Here is an 18,495-nt window from a genome sequence, read left to right as displayed (position 1 = left end):
ATATTTTAATTTTATTTATTTGACCAGTAAGTAAATTTAAAATAATACAAGCGGTCTATTATTAGTCTTTAGTATTAAGACTAAAGTTGTGCAGTCCAATGTTTTATAAAATATTAAAGTGATACTATGAATGGACATTGCATTAATATCGCAATTTCAGGTATAAGTTTAAAAGTTTCAGATGAATTAAAAATAGAACTTAGAAAAACAATACCGAATGAATTTGGAATCAACTGGATTAATATTGCCGATCCAAATATAGACTTATTATTAATAAATGAAAATTTTTTTGATACCGAAGGTATCCAACGTATTATCGAAGAAAAAAAATTACCATGCTTAAAAGTTTCTAAAGCTCAAGGTGCTTGCAACATTGAGGAAAACAACACACTTTATTTGCCATTCCAACAAACCGATGCTTTAAAAAACTGGATTCATCTTCGACTGCTGAGCTATCTATCACATCAACAATCACAACAACCGAAAGCAAAAGAAGAAGTTTCTGCGCATCATATTGTGAATGAGAAATTTCTTAACGATATGTTGAATCCTGATAATGCTCGGCTACATCTTTTTGATGATCATGGCACGCTAGCAATTATTGATACACGCAGTCAAATTGCTTGGTTGGAGCCGACGAGAACACAAACTCAAACCAATCATAGCTTTAATTATAGCTTTGCAACGACCTCTGACTTTACCAAGGTATCTCGTAAGGTTGAGTACGATCTACAAGATTGGTTGTGGAACCTTTTTTGGCATTCTTTGGAGTTTCAAGCGCTCGCACCAAGCGAAAATGAGTACTTTAAAATCGAATATTGGCCTCAGCCTTTCAAAAGTGCTGACCGCAAAACAACGCTTTTACTCGCAGCATGTTTTATACAAGGAGCTCAACTCTCTCAAGTCGCAACTCAATTAAAACTTCCTATTCAAACGGTTCAACAATTTATTGCTGCCTGCATTGCATCCAATAACGGCGGTATTATTTCAGCATCAGACAGCCATTATTTAAAATCAGAAACAGATGAACAATCCGCTGAACAAAACGGCTTTTTAAATAAATTTTTCGGCAAAATCAGACGCCGATTTGGGCTTTAAGGAATACTATGATTCTCCAACAATATAAAATCGTATTTGCAGGAAGCATGGGTGCAGGTAAAACTGAAGCAATTAAATCTCTCTCTGAAATTCCTGTACTTGCGACTGAAGCATTCAATACAGATAGTCAGGCTCATAATAAAATGCAAACTACTGTTGGCATTGATTATGGTGAAATTACATTAGACGACGGCGCCAAAATTGGATTGTATGGAACACCTGGACAAACACGTTTCGACTTTATTTGGCCAGTGATTTGCCAAGGAGCTCTTGGTGCAATTATTCTAGTTGATCATAACAGTACAGTCCCTCTCGAAGAACTCGAAGGGTATTTAGATACATTTAAAGACTATACAAAAAATATCTCGATTGGTATTACTCATGTAGATGAGAATAAAGGACAACCAATTTCAATTTATCGAGATTGGCTGATCCAAAATGACTACCAATATCCTTTATTTTTTATTGATGCTAGAAAACAAGAACACATTTTGCTGATGGTTGAATCACTTATTGCAGCACTTGAAGTGAATCTCAGAGCAACAAATTAATTACTTTATAAAAGAGAAAAATTATGTTCAGCATTCCAAGTCAACAACGTACAGCGCCAACTGAACTTATCCAATTGGCTAAAGCTCAAGCCAATGAGATCATCACCAATATCCGTGGGATTGATTATATTATGCTTTGCTCGACCGATGGCTTTGAGCTGGCTTCTATCTACAAAAAGAATCCATACAACAGTACTAAACTTGCTGCGGTGAGTAGCTCTATTTTGGCGATGGTAAGCGCATTTTTAAATGAGATTCAACTCACAGGCTGTCAGAGTATCACGTTAGATGCTGAGAATGGGAAAGCGATTTTAACGTCCATTCCCGCCCCACATCATCCAATGGTAATGGTAACACTCAGTAATAAAGATGTTTTGCTCGGTCAATTACTTTACAGCTTAAAGCAAGCCAGTGCTGCGATTGTTGCTGCTGATCAAACATAACACTTTTTTCTTTATTATTAAGAACCGACAGTGGTCAAGGCTGTCGGTTTTTTCATTCTTGCTCGTTATAAAAGTTCTTTTCAATTTTCTGTAACAACACTACTTTTCATAAAATTTAAAACAAAAGATTGATAAACTCACACCCCAGTAATTTTCATTTAAGAAAATTATTGAGTATTTTTGTTCTTTAAAAATGATACAAAAGCAAAATAAATCACAATAATAGTAAAAAACAATAATTATTAAGCAATTAGTTCAGATGAATGGTCAAAAATTTACATGAATCAGAAACAAATTTTCACTAATATAAATTTCGAACAAATAACAATCATCATTTTTTCAATAATGAATATTTTATAACTTTGATTGTTCTTTGTTCATAGACTTTATGCACTATGGAGAGAGAAAAATGAAGCTGAAGAGCTTAAAACTAGGCGCAGGGGTAGCGTTAATGGTGAGTGGTTTTGCAATGCAAGATGCGCTCGCTGATTCTTATGTTTTTGTTACAAATACCACACCACAAACTGTATCAATACAAGTAAACCATACAGGGACTGATATTTTAGAACAAGGAAATGAATGGGCTCAAGAAGCCACTCAAATTGCACCTTATGAGACTAAACGTGTTCTGCGTATGAACCGTTATACAGGTTTAAAGTCAGGTAAAACTTATAATTTTGATACTGTAGTCACAAGTGGTAATTCACAAGTGACACTAAAACAAACCATGACTGGCACTTGGTCTGGCAGCTCAATTAAACATGGCATCCAAACAGCATCTACAACTTCTCCTTGGTATTCTGATCGTGATGTACATCGTATCAATACCAACTATGCTGGCTTATCAGCTCAAGCTGCAGTAAAGGCTGAATATACAGGTGGTTATGATGATTTCCATTACACAATCCACCAAAATACTGTACAAGAACCAGTCTCTGCGAGTGCAGATGAATTAAAGGTATTGACGTATAACATTTACGCTTTACCAATGGTTGCGAGTAAAATTAGTGAACGTTTAGCAGAGCTTCCAAATCATCTAAGTGGTTATGATGTGATTATGATGCAAGAAGCATTCGCCTCTTCTCGTACGGGTATGTTGAATCAACTTGCACAACAGTATCCATATCAAACACATATCCCTGTAGGTTCAGGCTATAACCTCTTTGATAGTGGTTTAGTTATCGTAAGCCGATATCCTATTGTGAAAACAGCACAATTTATTTACCCAGATTGTACTGGAACAGACTGTTTTGCAGACAAAGGCGTGCTATATGCTGAAATCATTAAAAACGGTAAGGCTTACCATGTGACTTCAACGCATACCGCATCGTTTGATACGGATGAAGCTCGTGCGCTACGTCAAGTTCAATTCCAGCAAATTCGCCAACTTGTAAATCAGCAAAATGTTCCAAGTTTTGACGCTGTATTGATGGGTGGTGACTTCAACGTCAATAAATTGTTATGGCCTCAAGACTATCAAAATATGTTGATGAACCTCAATGCAACCGCAGCTCCAAGCACAGGTTATACGGCATCAACTTTTGATCCTCGTGTCAATAAATTGGCTGGTGCAGCAGGTTCAGGTGGTACAGCTGTCGAATACCTCGATTATATCGTTGCGTCAAATACACATCGTCAACCGATCCAATCACGCAATGATGTTCGTATTTTACGTACGACTGCTGACCCACTTTATATGACTTGGGATTTATCAGACCACTTCCCTGTAATGGGACAATTTAATTACAGTCCTTAAACTTCGGAAAACGGTATGAACAAAAGACTATTACTGACAATAATTATTGTTTTAGTGGTCTTGGTCGGGATTGTAGTTTGGAAGAGCACCGCCTCTTCCGCTGCAATCCAGCAAACCAAATCCACAATAGCATCTACAGATTCATCACAACATTCAACGAATGAGACGATGCAAAATAAAACTCAGGATGAGCTTCTTCAAGAATCTTTATCAAAACAATTACATCTGTTGCAGCAACAACCAGGAAATATCACTCAGTTCTTAACTGATTTTCAAGCAAGCTGTAAAGTTCAGGATTGCAATGCTGCGCTTGCCAAAGCTTTAGCCAATTATCCTGATCAAAAATTTGCGCATTTAGTTGAAAATTTATTACAGCGTATGCCGCAATATGAACAACAAATGCAAAGTACAGTTCTCTCAACAAGCTTATCGCCTAAAGAACGCTTTAATCAGATCTGGAAACTAAGAGAACAAACTTTAGGACAAGCCGAAGCCAAACTTGGTTTTGGACAAGAACGTCAATATGCAGATTACCGATTTGCTTACAATGACTTGGTAAATAATTCGAGCCTTAGCACGGAACAACGTCTTAAAGCCTTTGATGAATTACAGCAACAATATCCAGATGCAGTTCAACAGGAAAGTAAAATTGGCATATATGAACAAGCGTTACGTTTGCTCAATCAAAACTCAAGTAATCCTGCTGAAACAGAACGATTAAAGCAGACTTTACAAGAGCGTTATTTGACCAAACAAGAACAAGTTGATATGCAACTTAAAGAACAACGTGAAGGGCAACAGCAGCAAAAAGTTGATCAATATCAACAAGCATTAAAACAATTACAACAAGATATGGAGCCATTAAAAACTCAGCTTTCAAACACTGAATGGCAACAGCAATATGAAACACGATTAGAAAATTTAAGACTGAAAATGTTTCCTTAGCTTTCGCGCCATCCAGCAACTTGGGTGGCGACTATTTCACCATATTCCATTTTTTCCTATACTGCTAATAACATTTGAAAAATTAGCTTGTGATATCCCACACCTCTTTTTGGAAATCAATGGAATGAATTATCCCAAATTTCAACATGACTTAAATATCGCATTAGAATCAGAAATCTTAGGTGAATTGATTTTTATTAATGCAGCAAAGCATTGTCGTAATAAGGAGCAACAGCATAAGTGGCAAGTTTTGGCCCAATTAGAAACTCAGACCTTACACAAATTACAGCAATTTCTGATTCAAAATAGTCAAACAGCAAAAATTCGACCACATATTAGATTACAAGCCAAAGCATCAGGGATTGCTATGGCAAAACTTCCTTGGAAAGTTGCAATGCATTTGCTTAAACAGGGTACAAAACCTTTTATGCAAACTTTTGAGCGAATGAATCAACATGCGGATACTCAAACTCAAGTGTTTCTTCAATATTTACTAGCGCATGAGCAAGCTCTAGCAGAGTTTGCAACTCAAGAATTAAAAGGTAACTCCAACAACTCCTTAAAAGCAGTAGAGAAGCTATTAAAAAGCTAGGTCTAGCCTAGCTTTTTAATTATTCGGTTTTATGTAATTGAGACATTCAACAACAATTGTCGTTTTTTCACTTGCTGCCCAATTTGCCCGATCAACTCATCCACAACCCCATCCACATCCGACTTGATTTGTTGCTGGATTTTCATGGCTTCCAAAATCAATAAGGTTTGCCCCTTAACAACCGTGTCTCCTGCATTGACCAATAGATTCACAATTGCTCCATCCATCGGTGCACGAATTTTACCATCACCCACCACTTCAGCAGCTTCAGGCGCGGCATAGGTGATATTTTCAATCACTAAATTACCGTTTGCTGCATCTAAATAGAGTTGATTGTGATCAAGTACATAACTCAATTTACGGCGCACACCATCAACGTTATAGATGATCTGATTATCCGTTATTTCTACAACCTGAATCGTACAGTGTTGATCACATAATCGCACGGTGACTTGCTGCTGATCCATCTCGACTTGTAGTGACAATTGTTGATCTGCACATTTCAACTTTAATGGTAACGGCGTTGCAATGCCTGTTTGCCATACCGTTAAAGCCCTGTGTTGTGCAAATAATGTTGCTGCAATCGCTAGACTTTCAATGCTTGGAACTTGTTGATGCAAGCTCACATCATCCTGAAAATGCTGTTGGATAAATGCAGTATTGGTATCGCCAGCCACAATAATCGGATGACGTAATAAATTCACCAAAAATTGTTTATTGCTATTTACACCAAGTAATACGCAATCATCTACTGCACGCGCTAATAAACGAATCGCATCTTGACGGGTTTTACCATAAGCAATCACCTTCGCCACCATTGGATCATAAAACGGACTGATTTCTCCCGCCTCTAACATGCCATGATCAATACGAACATTCGGTAGCATTCCATCAGAGCCAGCAGGTTGCCAACGTAATACTTTGCCTGTTTGCGGCAAGAAGTCCTGACGCGGATCTTCTGCATATAAACGCACTTCGATGGCATGTCCATTTAAAGTCAGTTCATGTTGTTGCAGTGGTAAAGTTTCACCATTGGCAACACGGAGTTGCCATTCTACCAAATCCAATCCCGTAATCATCTCAGTGACAGGATGTTCAACCTGTAAACGCGTATTCATTTCCAAGAAATAAAATTCGCCAGATTGATCCAACAAAAACTCAACCGTTCCCGCGCCGATATAGTCACAAGCTTTCGCGGCAGCAACTGCTGCTTCACCCATTTTTTGACGTAATTCAGGCGTCATTACTGGACAAGGTGCTTCTTCGACAACCTTTTGATGACGGCGTTGAATCGAACAATCTCGTTCAAATAGATAGACATAATTGCTATGCATATCACCAAAGACTTGGATTTCCACATGACGCGGTGCGATCACGGCTTTTTCAATAATCAGCTCACCAGAACCAAAGGCATTTTCTGCTTCTGAACGTGCTGTTTTTAATGCCTCTAGTAAATCAGCAGATTGATGAACCAGTCGCATACCGCGACCACCACCACCCGCTGAGGCCTTAACCATCAAAGGAAAACCAACTTTTTCAGCCTGCTCAGCCAAGTATTCAATCTCTTGCTGATCTCCCTCATAACCCGGAACACAAGGAACACCTGCTTCAATCATGGCAATTTTAGATAAGCGTTTACTCCCCATCAAATGAATTGCAGCAGCATTTGGCCCAATAAAAGTGATGCCATTGTCGCTGCAAGCCTGAGCAAAATCGGTATTTTCAGACAAGAAACCATAACCAGGATGTACGGCATCTGCGCCTGTTTTTTGACACGCAGCAATGATATTGGCAATCGATAAATAAGATGCTGAAACTTTCGATTCACCAATATAAACCGCTTCATCAGCAACCTGAACATGACGAGCATTAGCATCGGCATCTGAATACACAGCGACTGTTTGATAACCCATCGCTTTTGCGGTTTGCATCACACGAACAGCAATCTCACCACGATTTGCGACTAAAACTTTTGAAAATTTCATTATTGTTCAGTCCAAGTTGGTAAACGTTTTTGAATAAATGCCATCGTACCTTCCTGCCCCTCTGCACCACCGACTGCTTGCGCAAATTGCTGTGCAGCGTCATCAAGTAAAGACTCTAAAGGTTCGTTCAAAGTACGATGTAACAGTGCTTTGGTATTGCGGGAGGCTAAAGGTGCGGCACGTTTGATGTATTGAATGGTCTCACTGAGTAACTGCTCAAGTTCAGTTTCATCACGAACTACATCATGTACCACACCTAATTTTTGTGCAGTGTCACCATTGAAGCGTAAACCTAACAATGCCAAACGACGTGCTTGGGTCAGTCCAATTCGTTTCACCACAAACGGCGCAATTTGCGCTGGCAAAACACCTAAACCAGTCTCTGGCAAACCAAACTGTACTGTATCTCGACTAATCGCTATATCAGAAACACAGGCTAAGCCAAAGCCACCACCTAGCACAGCACCTTCCAAAACGGCCACTACCGTTTGTGGAGCTTGATCGACTTGCTCAATCATCGCACCAAAACGGCGATTGAAATCCACATAAGGCTGCAAACTGCCGAGATTGGCTGCTTCGAGACGCAATGCCGCCATATCTTTAATGTCACCACCTGCACAGAAATGACCACCTTGACCTCGCAGAATGACAGCGCGAATCGAAGTATCATTCTCAATATGGGTAAATACCTGTTGAATGGCATTGACCATATTTAAACTCATGGCATTACGGCTTTCAGGTCGATTCAGCCAAAGTGTTAAAATGCTGCCGTGTTGTTCAAGTTGGATGCTGTCATCAACCTGTAGATCAGTAAGAGAAGTTGAAAGTGTCATTTTTCTTCTCCTATTTTATTTCTGTTTCTTCGGCAAAATATCCATCAATTTACAGATGATTCCGAGCATGATTTCATCTGCACCACCACCAATTGAGCCTAAACGACCATCACGATAAAGTTGTGACGCTGGGTTATCCCACATAAAACCATTTCCACCCCAGTACTGTAAGCAACTATCAGCAACTTCACGAGTTAAACGTCCTGCTTTGAGTTTCGCCATCGACGCCAACATGGTGACATTCTCGCCTGCGATGTGTTGCTCACAAGCTTGATAAGTGAGTGCTTTGAGTGCTTCGACCTCGGTCATCAACTCAGCAAAACGGAAATGCACATACTGATTGTTAATGAGCGGCTGACCAAAAGTAGTACGATCTTTTGTGTAATCAATGGTTTGTTTTATCACATTTTCCAAACCACCAATGGCATTGGCACATGCCCACATCCGTTCTTCTTGGAACTGCATCATCTGCATCATAAAACCCATGCCCTCAGCACCGACTAAATTGCGCTGTGGTACACGAACATTGTCAAAATAAACTTGAGCTGTTGTCGTTGAACGCATACCCAATTTATTGAGCGGTTCTGAAAAACTGATCCCGGCAGTTTTAGCAGGAACAATAATCATCGATTTATTAACATGCGGTTTGTCATCTGAGGTATTGGCAAGTAAACAAAAGAAATCTGCTTGTAGTGAATTAGTGATCCACATCTTACTGCCATTAATGATGTAATCATCTCCATCTTTTTTTGCTGTCGTTTTTACTGCTGCAACATCAGAACCAGCATGAACTTCTGACACGGCAATCGATGCCACATATTCACCACGAATTGCAGGATTTAAAAACTCATCTCGTAATTCCTGACTGCCAAAACGAGCCAGTGCAGGTGTTGCCATATCAGTTTGCACCCCAATGGCCAATGGCACCCCACCACATGCAGCACGACCTAATTCTTCTGCGACTACAAGGTTATAAGAATAATCGAGACCTAAACCGCCATTTTCCTCAGGCTTACAAATACCCAGCAAACCTAAATCCCCCATTTTTTTAAAGACGTCATGAATTGGAAAACGCCCAGCTTCTTCCCATTCTGGAATAAATGGATTGAGTTCATTTTCTACAAACTGACGTGCTGTACGGCGTAATGCATCATGCTCTGCGGTAAATTTCATTGTTTTTTCCTTAAATTTAATTTCATAAATCCCTCTCAGCCTCCCTTTTCAAAAGGGAGGAGTCCCCCTCTTTTTAAAGAGGGGTTAGGGGAGATTTTTTAAAATCTCGACACACCAAAACGTGTTGGATTTAACTCACGTTGCTGTGCTTCATAAATGGTCTGTAACAAGAAGATCAGAACCTTACGAGTATCTCGTGGGTCGATAATGCCATCATCATGCAACATTGCAGTGTTGAACAATGCCGTTGATTGTTGTTCTAGTTTCATGGAGGTGCTTTGCTCAAGGAAATCTAACATTTGTGGATTTGGTTCCATCCCTGAAGCTTTTTGTTTCCCCTCAGCGACAATCCTTAACACCTTGCCCGCTTGTGCAGCACCCATCACAGCGACATGCGAGTTCGGCCAAGCAAAGATAAAATCAGGCGATAGACTTCTACCACACATGGCATAGTTACCTGCACCATAAGAACCAGCGATGACAATCGAAATTTTTGGCACGGTAGCGTTAGCAACCGCTTGGATTAATTTCGAACCATGCTTAATGATGCCGTTCTGTTCAGCATCTGTTCCCACCATAAAGCCAGTGGTGTTATGCAAAAATAACAGCGGACGTTGCGTCTGTTCACAGAGGTGAATGAACTGCGCAGCCTTTACCGCACCTTGTGGTGTGATCGGACCATTATTGGTAATAATGCCAATATGTATCCCACCCATTTTCGCCCAACCACAGATCGTTAAAGCATCGTATTCCTGTTTAAACTCAAGGAAATCTGAGTCATCAATAAGTCGTGCCACGATCTCTTTCATGTCGAAAGGCTGTTTTGGATCTTTAGGAATGATGCCAAGCAATTCTTCAGGTGCGAAACGCGGTTCTTTATAATTTTGATCTAAACGAGTGGTTTGTTCCTTCCAATTCAAATGCTCTAAAATCTCACGAGCAAGTCGAATACCGTCGGCATCATTTTCAGCTAAATACTCAGCAACACCTGATACTTGGGTATGCATTTCTGCACCACCGAGTTCCTCAGCCGTGGCAACTTCACCTGTTGCCGCCAACAACAATGGCGGACCTGCCAACAACATTTCAGTTTGTTTGCGAACTGCAATCACATAGTCCGATAAACCGGGTTGATACGCGCCACCTGCAGTAGCATTACCATGAACAACTGATATTTGTGGAATCCCTGCCGCAGACATGCGTGCCTGATTAGCAAAGGTCATGCCACCATAAGTAAATACTTCAGCAGCATAGTTGAGGTTCGCGCCACCACTTTCAGTCAGTGTGACGATCGGCAATTTTTGTTCAAGGGCAATCTTTTGTAAACGTAAGGTTTTTTGTACGCCCATTGGCGACATCGTACCGCCTTTGATTGCACTATTACTGGCAGTCACTAAAGCACGAACACCACTGACAAATCCGATTCCTGCAATGATGCCACCACCCGCTTCTGAGCCATCTTTATCATCATGCATGTTGTAGCCGACAAGACTACAAAGCTCAACAAATGGAGAGTCTGCATCAAGCAGTAAGCGCACTCGTTCATGCGGTAGAATTTTGCCTTTCTTATCAAATTTCGGCTTTGCCGCATAAGATTTATCAATACTTTTTTGCTGAACCGCACGGACCTCAGCAAGTTGTGCTAATAAAGCCTCTCGATTTTGTTCATATTGTTCGCTACCCACCGCAATTTCAGATTGGAGAATGCTCATTTTTCTTCTCCATCTGTTTTAAATATGTCTGGTATAAATGCGCGATGGAAGCCATTAAAGGCTTCATTATTTGTTGCATCTGCCAATGGATACATGCGTGTCCCTTGCGAAGCAGCACCATCAATACGTAAAGTCACACCTGAAACAAAAGCCGCTGCATCGGAAAGCAAATAACAAATGGCAGATGAAATCTCTGATTCTGTTCCCATGCGTTTTAATGGAACATTGCCAGCTAAACTTGGAATGATTACTTTGGCAAAATCACCACTGTAGTTATCCATCCCAGATGAAATAATCCATCCCGGTGCAACCGCATTGACACGTACACCTGATTTCCCCCATTCTACAGAAGCAGTTTTGGTTAGGTTATCGACACCTGAACGTGCTGCACCCGAATGCCCCATTCCCGGCATCCCACCCCACATATCTGCGGTCATGTTGACGATACTGCCACCATGTTTTGCCATCCACTGGTTATAAGCTTCACGCATCAGGTAAAAAGTTGAATGCAAGTTATTACGTACGACAGCATCAAATCCATTGGCAGAAATATTCTCTAATGCAGAAGGAAACTGACCACCCGCGTTATTCACCAAACCATCTAACTTGCCAAACTTTTCAATCACTTCAGCAATCATGTTTTTGACTTGTTCTTCATCACGGTTATCACAGACGATGAAATGGACTTTGCCACCATCTTCAATAATTTCTTGGCTGACTTTTTCTAACTTTTCGATTTTTCGACCTGTAATCACAACTTGAGCACCCAGAGATGCCAGCTCATGTGCAGTACAACGGCCAATACCAGAGCCTCCTCCTGTGACAATCACAACTTTGTCAGCAAATGCATCTGTCCTGAAAATTGATTGATAACCCATGTTTTATGATCCATTCATCTATTATTTTTTACTGAATACACACTACCAAGCAAGTGCTTGGTTTGTAAAGTACCAAGATGCCTTTCTTATTCAAATTAAAATGTCATTTTTTGCTAAAATATTATTTATAGTGCTAACATGCTGTTCAATCTAAGATTTTTTTTAAATTTTAAAAACTGACAATGAATACAAGCTATTATCAAAGTTCAATAGATTTTTTTTTAAATGAAAATAAAAATGCCATTTTTGGACAACTTGCACGTCATCATCAACATGATTTAGAAGATTTACAGAAAAATGCTTGGCTTGAACAAATTGATTTTCTAAAACAGGAACTTAAAGAGTTTTGTGGACACTTATATTTTGAATTCTCTATCCCTAGAATGGGAAAACGAGTAGATAATATATTAATTATAAATAATTTAATATTTGTAATAGAGTTCAAAGTAGGCGAAAAAAGTTATTCAAACTATGCTCAAAATCAGGCAATTGACTATTGCTTAGATTTACAAAATTTTCATGAAAGAAGTCATAATAAAACGATTATCCCGATCCTTATCGCGACGAATGCCCCTAATACTACCTCTCAGATTGAGAGCTCTCTAGCGCTGAACAGTTGTATCCTATGTAATAAAGAAAACTTTAAAGCAACGCTGATCAAAATTCTAGACCATATAAAAATAGAAGAAAGTTTAAATATTCAGACTTGGGAAAATAGCGTATATAAACCTACACCAACTATTATTGAAGCAGCTCAAGCTTTATATAAAGGCCATAGTGTTAAAGAAATTTCAAGAAGTGATGCTGGTGCAATTAACCTCTCCAACACCTCTATTTTAATAAATAAAATTATCGAAGACTCTAAAGCCCAGCATAGGAAATCAATCTGCTTTTTAACAGGTGTTCCTGGTGCAGGAAAAACGCTTGCAGGTCTAAACATCGCAAATGAACGACTAAAAGCAGATGAATCAGAACACTCAGTATTTCTATCTGGTAATGGTCCGTTAGTTGATGTCTTGAGAGAAGCATTGACCAGAGATTCAGTAGAATCTGCTAAAAGGAGTGGTCAGAGAATATTACGCACAGAAGCTGAAAGGAAAGCAAAGGCTTTTATCCAAAATATTCATCATTTTAGAGATGACAATTTAAGAACGCCTCATGCCCCTATTGAAAAGGTTGTCGTTTTCGATGAAGCACAAAGAGCTTGGCAAAAAGAACAAGTCTCCAAGTTTATGCAACAGAAAAAGGGAATCACAAACTTTGACATGTCTGAACCCGAATATTTAATCAGTGTAATGGATCGACATGAAGATTGGTGTACAATTATATGTTTAATCGGAGGCGGACAAGAAATCAATACAGGTGAAGCCGGTGTTTCAGAATGGATTGAGTCGTTAAAAACAAAATACCAATCTTGGGATATTTATTATTCAGATAAGATTTTGGCTGAACCTAATACCTATCTAAATAATTCAGATTTATCACATTGGTTAGAACAACATGGACATCAAAAAACTGATCTTCATTTATCCACCTCTGTCCGCTCATTTCGAAGTGAAAAAGTTGCATCCTTGATCCAATCCATTTTAGACAATCAAAATGATCAAGCCGCTCAAATTTTCCAAGACATCAAACATAATTATCCAATTAAAATCACGAGAGATTTAGACAAGGCAAAAAACTGGTTAAGACATCAAGCTAGAGGTACGGAAAGAATTGGACTAATCACAAGTTCAGGCGCTAAAAGACTAAAAGCAGAAGGTATCTATGTTAAGAATAATATATCTCCAACTGATTGGTTTTTAAATCATCAAGATGATACCCGATCATCTTATTATTTAGAGGATATTGCGACTGAGTTCGATATCCAAGGACTTGAAATCGACTCTACCTGCGTAGCTTGGGATATTAACCTCTATTATGATCAAGGTTGGAAATTTCAAAACTTTAAAGGTTCAAAGTGGCAGAATATTAATAAAGACTCAGCTAAAAGTTACCTTCTCAATGCTTATAGAGTTCTATTAACCCGAGCCCGACAAGGTATGGTTATTTTTATTCCTGCTGTAGATGGAAAAGATCCAACAAGACCTCAAAAATACTATGACTCAATCTATAACTATCTGGTTTCTTGTGGGTTAGACATAATGTAAAAAGTATCAGAATCTCGTTTGTGCCGCTTTACGACAAACGAGACTCCAACACCAGGTAAATGCAGCTCAAGATAATAGTTTTCTAGGTAATTTTACTGGCATATCTAACAATTGCTGAGCAAATGCCTTGCCTTGTGGATCAATACGTAAACTAGCGATACCACCACCACCTAAGGCATTTTCCAACATGAAATTTAATGCATTCATGGCAGGCAGTTCATAACGAATCACTCTTGATTTCTCTGGATCGAGAACATGCTGCATATATTCAGCGACAGCCTGCTCATTCAAAGCAGCGCGAATCCACGGCAAATATTCTGCTTTGCGCGCTATCACGCCAATATTGCTATGATTGCCTTTATCACCACTACGCGCATGTGCAACTTCAACTAAAGCAACCTCAATTTCATCACCCTGATAAACTGCGACCTCACCCACAGGATGTTGAGTAAATGCTTGATCGGCAGAACCTGTTGGAATCTGCACTGGATGACGTTGCCCTGCAAAATCAACTTCAACCTTAATTTGATCTTTATCAATTAAGAAAGAGAACAACTTCACCACTGCCGAAGCTTTAGGACGCCCACCGACAATCCCAGCCAATGCAGGAGCCATCCCTGTTGAAGCCTGTGCAATTTCTGAAGCAAAGAACATACAGGCTTCTTTAAACATGTGTTTGACCGCAATTTTGACCACAACTTCACGGCTTTCTTGAATTCGAGAATGAGATCCATAGGTACTTTCGATACCCAAAATTTCGATAGATTTTTCACTAAAAGGTGGCACAGAACGCAAAGCCAAAACTCGTTCACATTTGTTGATAATGGCATCAGCGATAGTCTGTGCTTTTTCAGGTGCTTCACGCCCAGCAATCAAAAAACTCACTAACACACGATAACCATCGGCATAAGTGGCACTAACTTTATATTGTTGTGTTGGTGCTCGACCTGTTGCACCAGTCACCTTGACTCGATCTTCATCAATTTGTTCTAAATGCACTTGGCTAAAATCAGCCGTCACATCAGGAAGTAAATAAGCCTGCGGATTGCCAATTTCATAGACAATTTGTTCTGCCACCGTTGCATTTGAAACCAGTCCACCTGTGCCTTGTGGTTTCGTCACAATAAATGAAGCATCTTCACTGACCTCAACAATTGGAAAGCCCATATTGTCGAAGCCTTGTACTAAACGCCAATCAGTGAAGTTCCCACCTGTACATTGAGCACCACATTCAATCACATGCCCTGCCAATGATCCTTGTGCCAACTTGTCATAATCATCCAGTGACCATTTGTATTCATACAATAATGGGGCAAGCACAACCGCCGAATCAACCACACGCCCAGTAATCACAATATCAGCACCTAAATCTAGTGCATCACGGATCGCAACTGCGCCTAAATAAGCATTACTGCTGGCTACATGATGTGGTAAAGCTTCGCCATTAAACATTTCCTGCACATTTTGCTTGAGTAATTCAGTGTGCTTAGGTAATACATCGTCACCTAGAACCACAGCAACTTTTAAATCTAAACCTTTTTCATCAATAATTTTCTGTAACACATCACGACAAGCCAGTGGATTCACCCCACCGGCATTACTGATTACTTTTATTTTTTTCTCAGCAATTTTATTGAGCAGCGGCGACATGACGCGGCTAACAAAGTCTAGTGCATAACCATGATTTGGATCAGTCATCATCGCTTTTGCCATAATCGACATGGTGATTTCTGACAAATAATCAAAAACTAGATAATCAATGTCACTCAAATGCACTAGTTGAAATGCAGCAGTATTGGTATCGCCCCAAAATCCTGATGCACAGCCTATTTTGATTACCCTCTGCTCATCCTGTTTGACACTTGTCATGCGCTTTCTCATTGTTATTGCTAAAAACGACTTAACATTACCAAGCAAGTGCTTGGTTTGTAAAGTGCATAATGATATGCTGTATTGGCAAAATGAGACAAACACAGGCAAATGCTTGTTATAAAAAGATAAGACAATTCTTGAAATGAATTTTGTTACAATACACTTTAGATGAGACGGGATAGAAAAATCGGCATGATCGCAACTTCAATTGAGCAAATACCCAAAATTGTTTGTTTTGATGACACTCCACGCGGGCGCTTATTGCAAGGTGCTGCCTATCTATTTTACAAACAAGGTTATGACAAAACCACAGTACGCCAACTCGGTGAATTTATTGGTATCCAATCTGGCAGTTTATTTCATCATTTCAAAAGTAAAGATGAAATTCTTGCAACAGTGATGGAACAAACCATTATTTATAATTTTGCCCGTTTAAAAGAAGCAGCTGAACGCTCAAATGATCCTGAACAGCAATTACGTCATTTAATTAAAGCTGAATTACTTTCGATTGCTGGCGATACTGGCGCAGCCATGGCGGTACTTGTGCATGAATGGTTTGCCCTTTCTAAAGAAAAACAAGATTATCTTTTAAAAATGCGCAATGAATATGAGCAAGTTTGGCTCGATGTCATTGAGAAATTACGCGTACTCGGTAAAGTTAAACATGATGCTTTTATCTGGCGTCGTTTAGTTGGTGGTTCTATTTCTTGGACTGTGACTTGGTATCGACCAGAAGGTAAAGTCAAAATTGATGAGTTGACTGAAATGGTTTGGGAAATGGCGATTAAATGAGTGCTATCTATTTACGCAAACCTCAACCAAATGATTTAGCAGAAATTAAACTCGCCTATCAAAATAGTATTCAACTTCATCAACCTTGGACTTATCCACCAACCGATTTTGAACAATATCTCACTCAAGAACATCGTTATTTTGTCTGTTTAATAGAAAATGATGTCATTGTAGGCACTTTTAACATCTCAAATATTATTCGAGGTTATTTTCATTCTGCCTATTTAGGTTATGAAGCCTTTTATCCTTATGCAGGACAAGGCTATATGCGACATGGGCTTCAACTGGTTCTAAGAGAAGCATTTCAAACACTGAATCTACATCGACTAGAAGCTAATATTCAACCAGACAATCTGTCCTCTATTCGCCTTGCCGCAAATGCAGGTTTTGTGAAAGAAGGCTTCTCTCGCCAATATCTTCGAGTCGGTGGAAAAGCATGGAAAGACCATGAGCGTTGGGCAATTTTAAATACAGATTGGACAGATCAAAAATATCAAGCCTTCTAAAAACTACTTACATTTTAATCACGACATAACTTAACGTTTAGCCCATTCATTCTATTTGCGTTTGCCTAAAAAACTGCTATTTTTCAGAAACATCAATGATTATAAAAATGCAAAAATGAATCCAGTCCAACATGCCAATATTTCGGTGAAACGTCGTGGGGGCGAGCTTGAAGATTATATTGATATTCACGCTTTGATCGACAGCACCAAAATGCTATGCACTGACAATCGCCATCGTATCTTGCATACTTTTTGGGGCGTGCAAGAAGTGATTATTCCGATTTTTGGACACCACTTTGAAAATAGTGCAGGCAAAAGTATCGAAGTCAAAGACTTATGCGAAAAAGATCATTTGCTGGTCGATTTCCACCATCGTTTTATTCCAACGATCGGAGACTTTGTTGCAGCAATGCAGGATATCCCCTCAGATGGACTAGCGAAACGCCTAGAGAAATTCCACGCTGATGTTATTGATGACCCAAAGCTGTCAGCTACATTACTCTCTCCATTATCAGTGACCGGTCAATTAAAGTCCTTACTGATTACGCACAATAGTTGGTTTATTAATACCATTTTGCCAATGATGGGAAAAAGCGAAGCCAAGTTGATTGATTTTGATATCAGTCCAGACTTCTTTTTCAATCCAATGCGTTTTGAACTGTGGATGGATAATGGGATGGCCGCACCACCGAGTGCTCTTAAACTACAAGAATTAAAAACGAAGATTGCTTAAAAGGTCAATTAAATATGGAAGATAACAAAGTTTATGTGATTGTTTATCGTGGCTATTGGTATACCGATGAATATTATCAACCTTATTCTTGTGAAAACTCGATACACCATCTATTTTATAATAAACAAGATGCAATTAAAGAATGAAAAAAATTAGAATTGGATTTTCAGAAAACTCAAGGTTATGATATTTTTGCTTTTGAAGGTTGTACATTCGAAATGAATGATGCAAATTTAGACTTTGATGAGATGTATGATCGTTATTATAAAAAATCGTTAACAGATGATGAAATTCATGATCTTACTATAAAACTTGACAGAAATATTTACGAATTAATTGAATATCCTAAAAATTTTAAATGTTATGTTACTTGGCTGCCTAATAAAAACAGCTATATGCTCAGTGATGATACAACTGAATATGATCCTTATTCAAATATTGCCTTAGAATGGCACTCTGATATGTGCTGAATTAGC

Annotated in this window: 17 protein-coding genes; 11 read left to right on the top strand and 6 right to left on the bottom strand. The window is 39.1% G+C overall.

Features of this window, described 5'->3' with window-relative positions; translation table 11 throughout:
- Positions 1–126: 126 nt before the first annotated feature.
- The 6 genes from IO68_RS30565 (at position 127) to IO68_RS30540 (ending at position 5,385) form a co-directional block, all read left to right on the top strand.
- The gene (locus tag IO68_RS30565) at positions 127–1,098 is read left to right on the top strand and encodes a hypothetical protein (protein ID WP_023014042.1); all 972 of its coding nucleotides are present in this window, start codon (positions 127–129) and stop codon (positions 1,096–1,098) included.
- Positions 1,099–1,106: 8 nt separating this feature from the next.
- Positions 1,107–1,649 (top strand): GTP-binding protein, encoded by a 543-nt coding sequence (locus tag IO68_RS30560; protein WP_019383687.1) that lies wholly within the window; start codon positions 1,107–1,109, stop codon positions 1,647–1,649.
- Between the two features lie 23 nt (positions 1,650–1,672).
- Positions 1,673–2,092: a roadblock/LC7 domain-containing protein gene (locus IO68_RS30555; protein ID WP_019383686.1), complete on the top strand. Its 420-nt coding sequence runs from the start codon at positions 1,673–1,675 to the stop codon at positions 2,090–2,092.
- Positions 2,093–2,501: 409 nt separating this feature from the next.
- Positions 2,502–3,848 (top strand): sphingomyelin phosphodiesterase, encoded by a 1,347-nt coding sequence (locus tag IO68_RS30550; RefSeq protein WP_004877444.1) that lies wholly within the window; start codon positions 2,502–2,504, stop codon positions 3,846–3,848.
- Positions 3,849–3,863: 15 nt separating this feature from the next.
- On the top strand, positions 3,864–4,793 hold the full coding sequence (locus IO68_RS30545; RefSeq protein ID WP_031234917.1) for a lipase secretion chaperone: 930 nt from the start codon (positions 3,864–3,866) through the stop codon (positions 4,791–4,793).
- 124 nt (positions 4,794–4,917) lie between these two features.
- Complete coding sequence (locus tag IO68_RS30540; RefSeq protein WP_023014040.1) at positions 4,918–5,385, top strand: hypothetical protein; 468 nt, start codon at positions 4,918–4,920, stop codon at positions 5,383–5,385.
- A gap of 29 nt (positions 5,386–5,414) precedes the next feature.
- Here the strand turns inward: IO68_RS30540 and IO68_RS30535 are convergent, their stop codons facing one another.
- The 5 genes from IO68_RS30535 to IO68_RS30515 form a co-directional block, all read right to left on the bottom strand.
- Complete coding sequence (locus tag IO68_RS30535; RefSeq protein ID WP_023014039.1) at positions 5,415–7,370, bottom strand: acetyl/propionyl/methylcrotonyl-CoA carboxylase subunit alpha; 1,956 nt, start codon at positions 7,368–7,370, stop codon at positions 5,415–5,417.
- Complete coding sequence (locus IO68_RS30530) at positions 7,370–8,203, bottom strand: enoyl-CoA hydratase/isomerase family protein (protein WP_023014038.1); 834 nt, start codon at positions 8,201–8,203, stop codon at positions 7,370–7,372. Before IO68_RS30530 ends, IO68_RS30535 begins: the two co-directional genes overlap by 1 nt.
- Before the next feature lie 15 nt (positions 8,204–8,218).
- On the bottom strand, positions 8,219–9,376 hold the full coding sequence (locus IO68_RS30525) for an acyl-CoA dehydrogenase family protein (protein ID WP_023014037.1): 1,158 nt from the start codon (positions 9,374–9,376) through the stop codon (positions 8,219–8,221).
- Positions 9,377–9,474: 98 nt separating this feature from the next.
- Positions 9,475–11,088, bottom strand: coding sequence for an acyl-CoA carboxylase subunit beta (locus IO68_RS30520; RefSeq protein WP_023014036.1), 1,614 nt, complete (start codon positions 11,086–11,088; stop codon positions 9,475–9,477).
- Positions 11,085–11,966, bottom strand: a complete 882-nt coding sequence (locus IO68_RS30515) for an SDR family oxidoreductase (protein ID WP_023014035.1) — start codon at positions 11,964–11,966, stop codon at positions 11,085–11,087. Before IO68_RS30515 ends, IO68_RS30520 begins: the two co-directional genes overlap by 4 nt.
- A 182-nt stretch (positions 11,967–12,148) precedes the next feature.
- Between IO68_RS30515 and IO68_RS30510 the strand changes: the two genes are divergently transcribed.
- Entirely contained in the window at positions 12,149–14,116 is a 1,968-nt protein-coding gene (locus tag IO68_RS30510) for a DUF2075 domain-containing protein (RefSeq protein ID WP_023014034.1), read from the top strand.
- A gap of 66 nt (positions 14,117–14,182) precedes the next feature.
- Here IO68_RS30510 and IO68_RS30505 read toward each other — a convergent pair whose 3' ends face one another.
- The gene (locus tag IO68_RS30505) at positions 14,183–15,985 is read right to left on the bottom strand and encodes an acyclic terpene utilization AtuA family protein (RefSeq protein WP_023014033.1); all 1,803 of its coding nucleotides are present in this window, start codon (positions 15,983–15,985) and stop codon (positions 14,183–14,185) included.
- 195 nt (positions 15,986–16,180) lie between these two features.
- On the opposite strand from IO68_RS30505, the gene IO68_RS30500 reads away from it, so the two are divergent.
- The 4 genes from IO68_RS30500 (at position 16,181) to IO68_RS30485 (ending at position 18,489) form a co-directional block, all read left to right on the top strand.
- Positions 16,181–16,780 (top strand): TetR/AcrR family transcriptional regulator, encoded by a 600-nt coding sequence (locus IO68_RS30500; protein ID WP_007482727.1) that lies wholly within the window; start codon positions 16,181–16,183, stop codon positions 16,778–16,780.
- Positions 16,777–17,286 (top strand): GNAT family N-acetyltransferase, encoded by a 510-nt coding sequence (locus IO68_RS30495; RefSeq protein ID WP_007482728.1) that lies wholly within the window; start codon positions 16,777–16,779, stop codon positions 17,284–17,286. Before IO68_RS30500 ends, IO68_RS30495 begins: the two co-directional genes overlap by 4 nt.
- Positions 17,287–17,401: 115 nt before the next feature.
- Positions 17,402–18,019 carry a DUF6915 family protein gene (locus IO68_RS30490; protein ID WP_023014032.1) on the top strand — a complete coding sequence of 206 codons (618 nt, stop codon included), beginning with the start codon at positions 17,402–17,404 and terminating at the stop codon, positions 18,017–18,019.
- 158 nt (positions 18,020–18,177) lie between these two features.
- Positions 18,178–18,489 (top strand): hypothetical protein, encoded by a 312-nt coding sequence (locus IO68_RS30485; protein ID WP_023014030.1) that lies wholly within the window; start codon positions 18,178–18,180, stop codon positions 18,487–18,489.
- The last annotated feature ends 6 nt before the right edge of the window (positions 18,490–18,495 follow it).

Source organism: Acinetobacter sp. COS3, assembly GCF_000475335.1.
GTDB classification, from domain to species: Bacteria; Pseudomonadota; Gammaproteobacteria; order Pseudomonadales; family Moraxellaceae; genus Acinetobacter; species Acinetobacter venetianus.
Note: the sequence above shows the minus strand (reverse complement) of the source record. Positions and strands in the feature narration are given on the sequence as shown.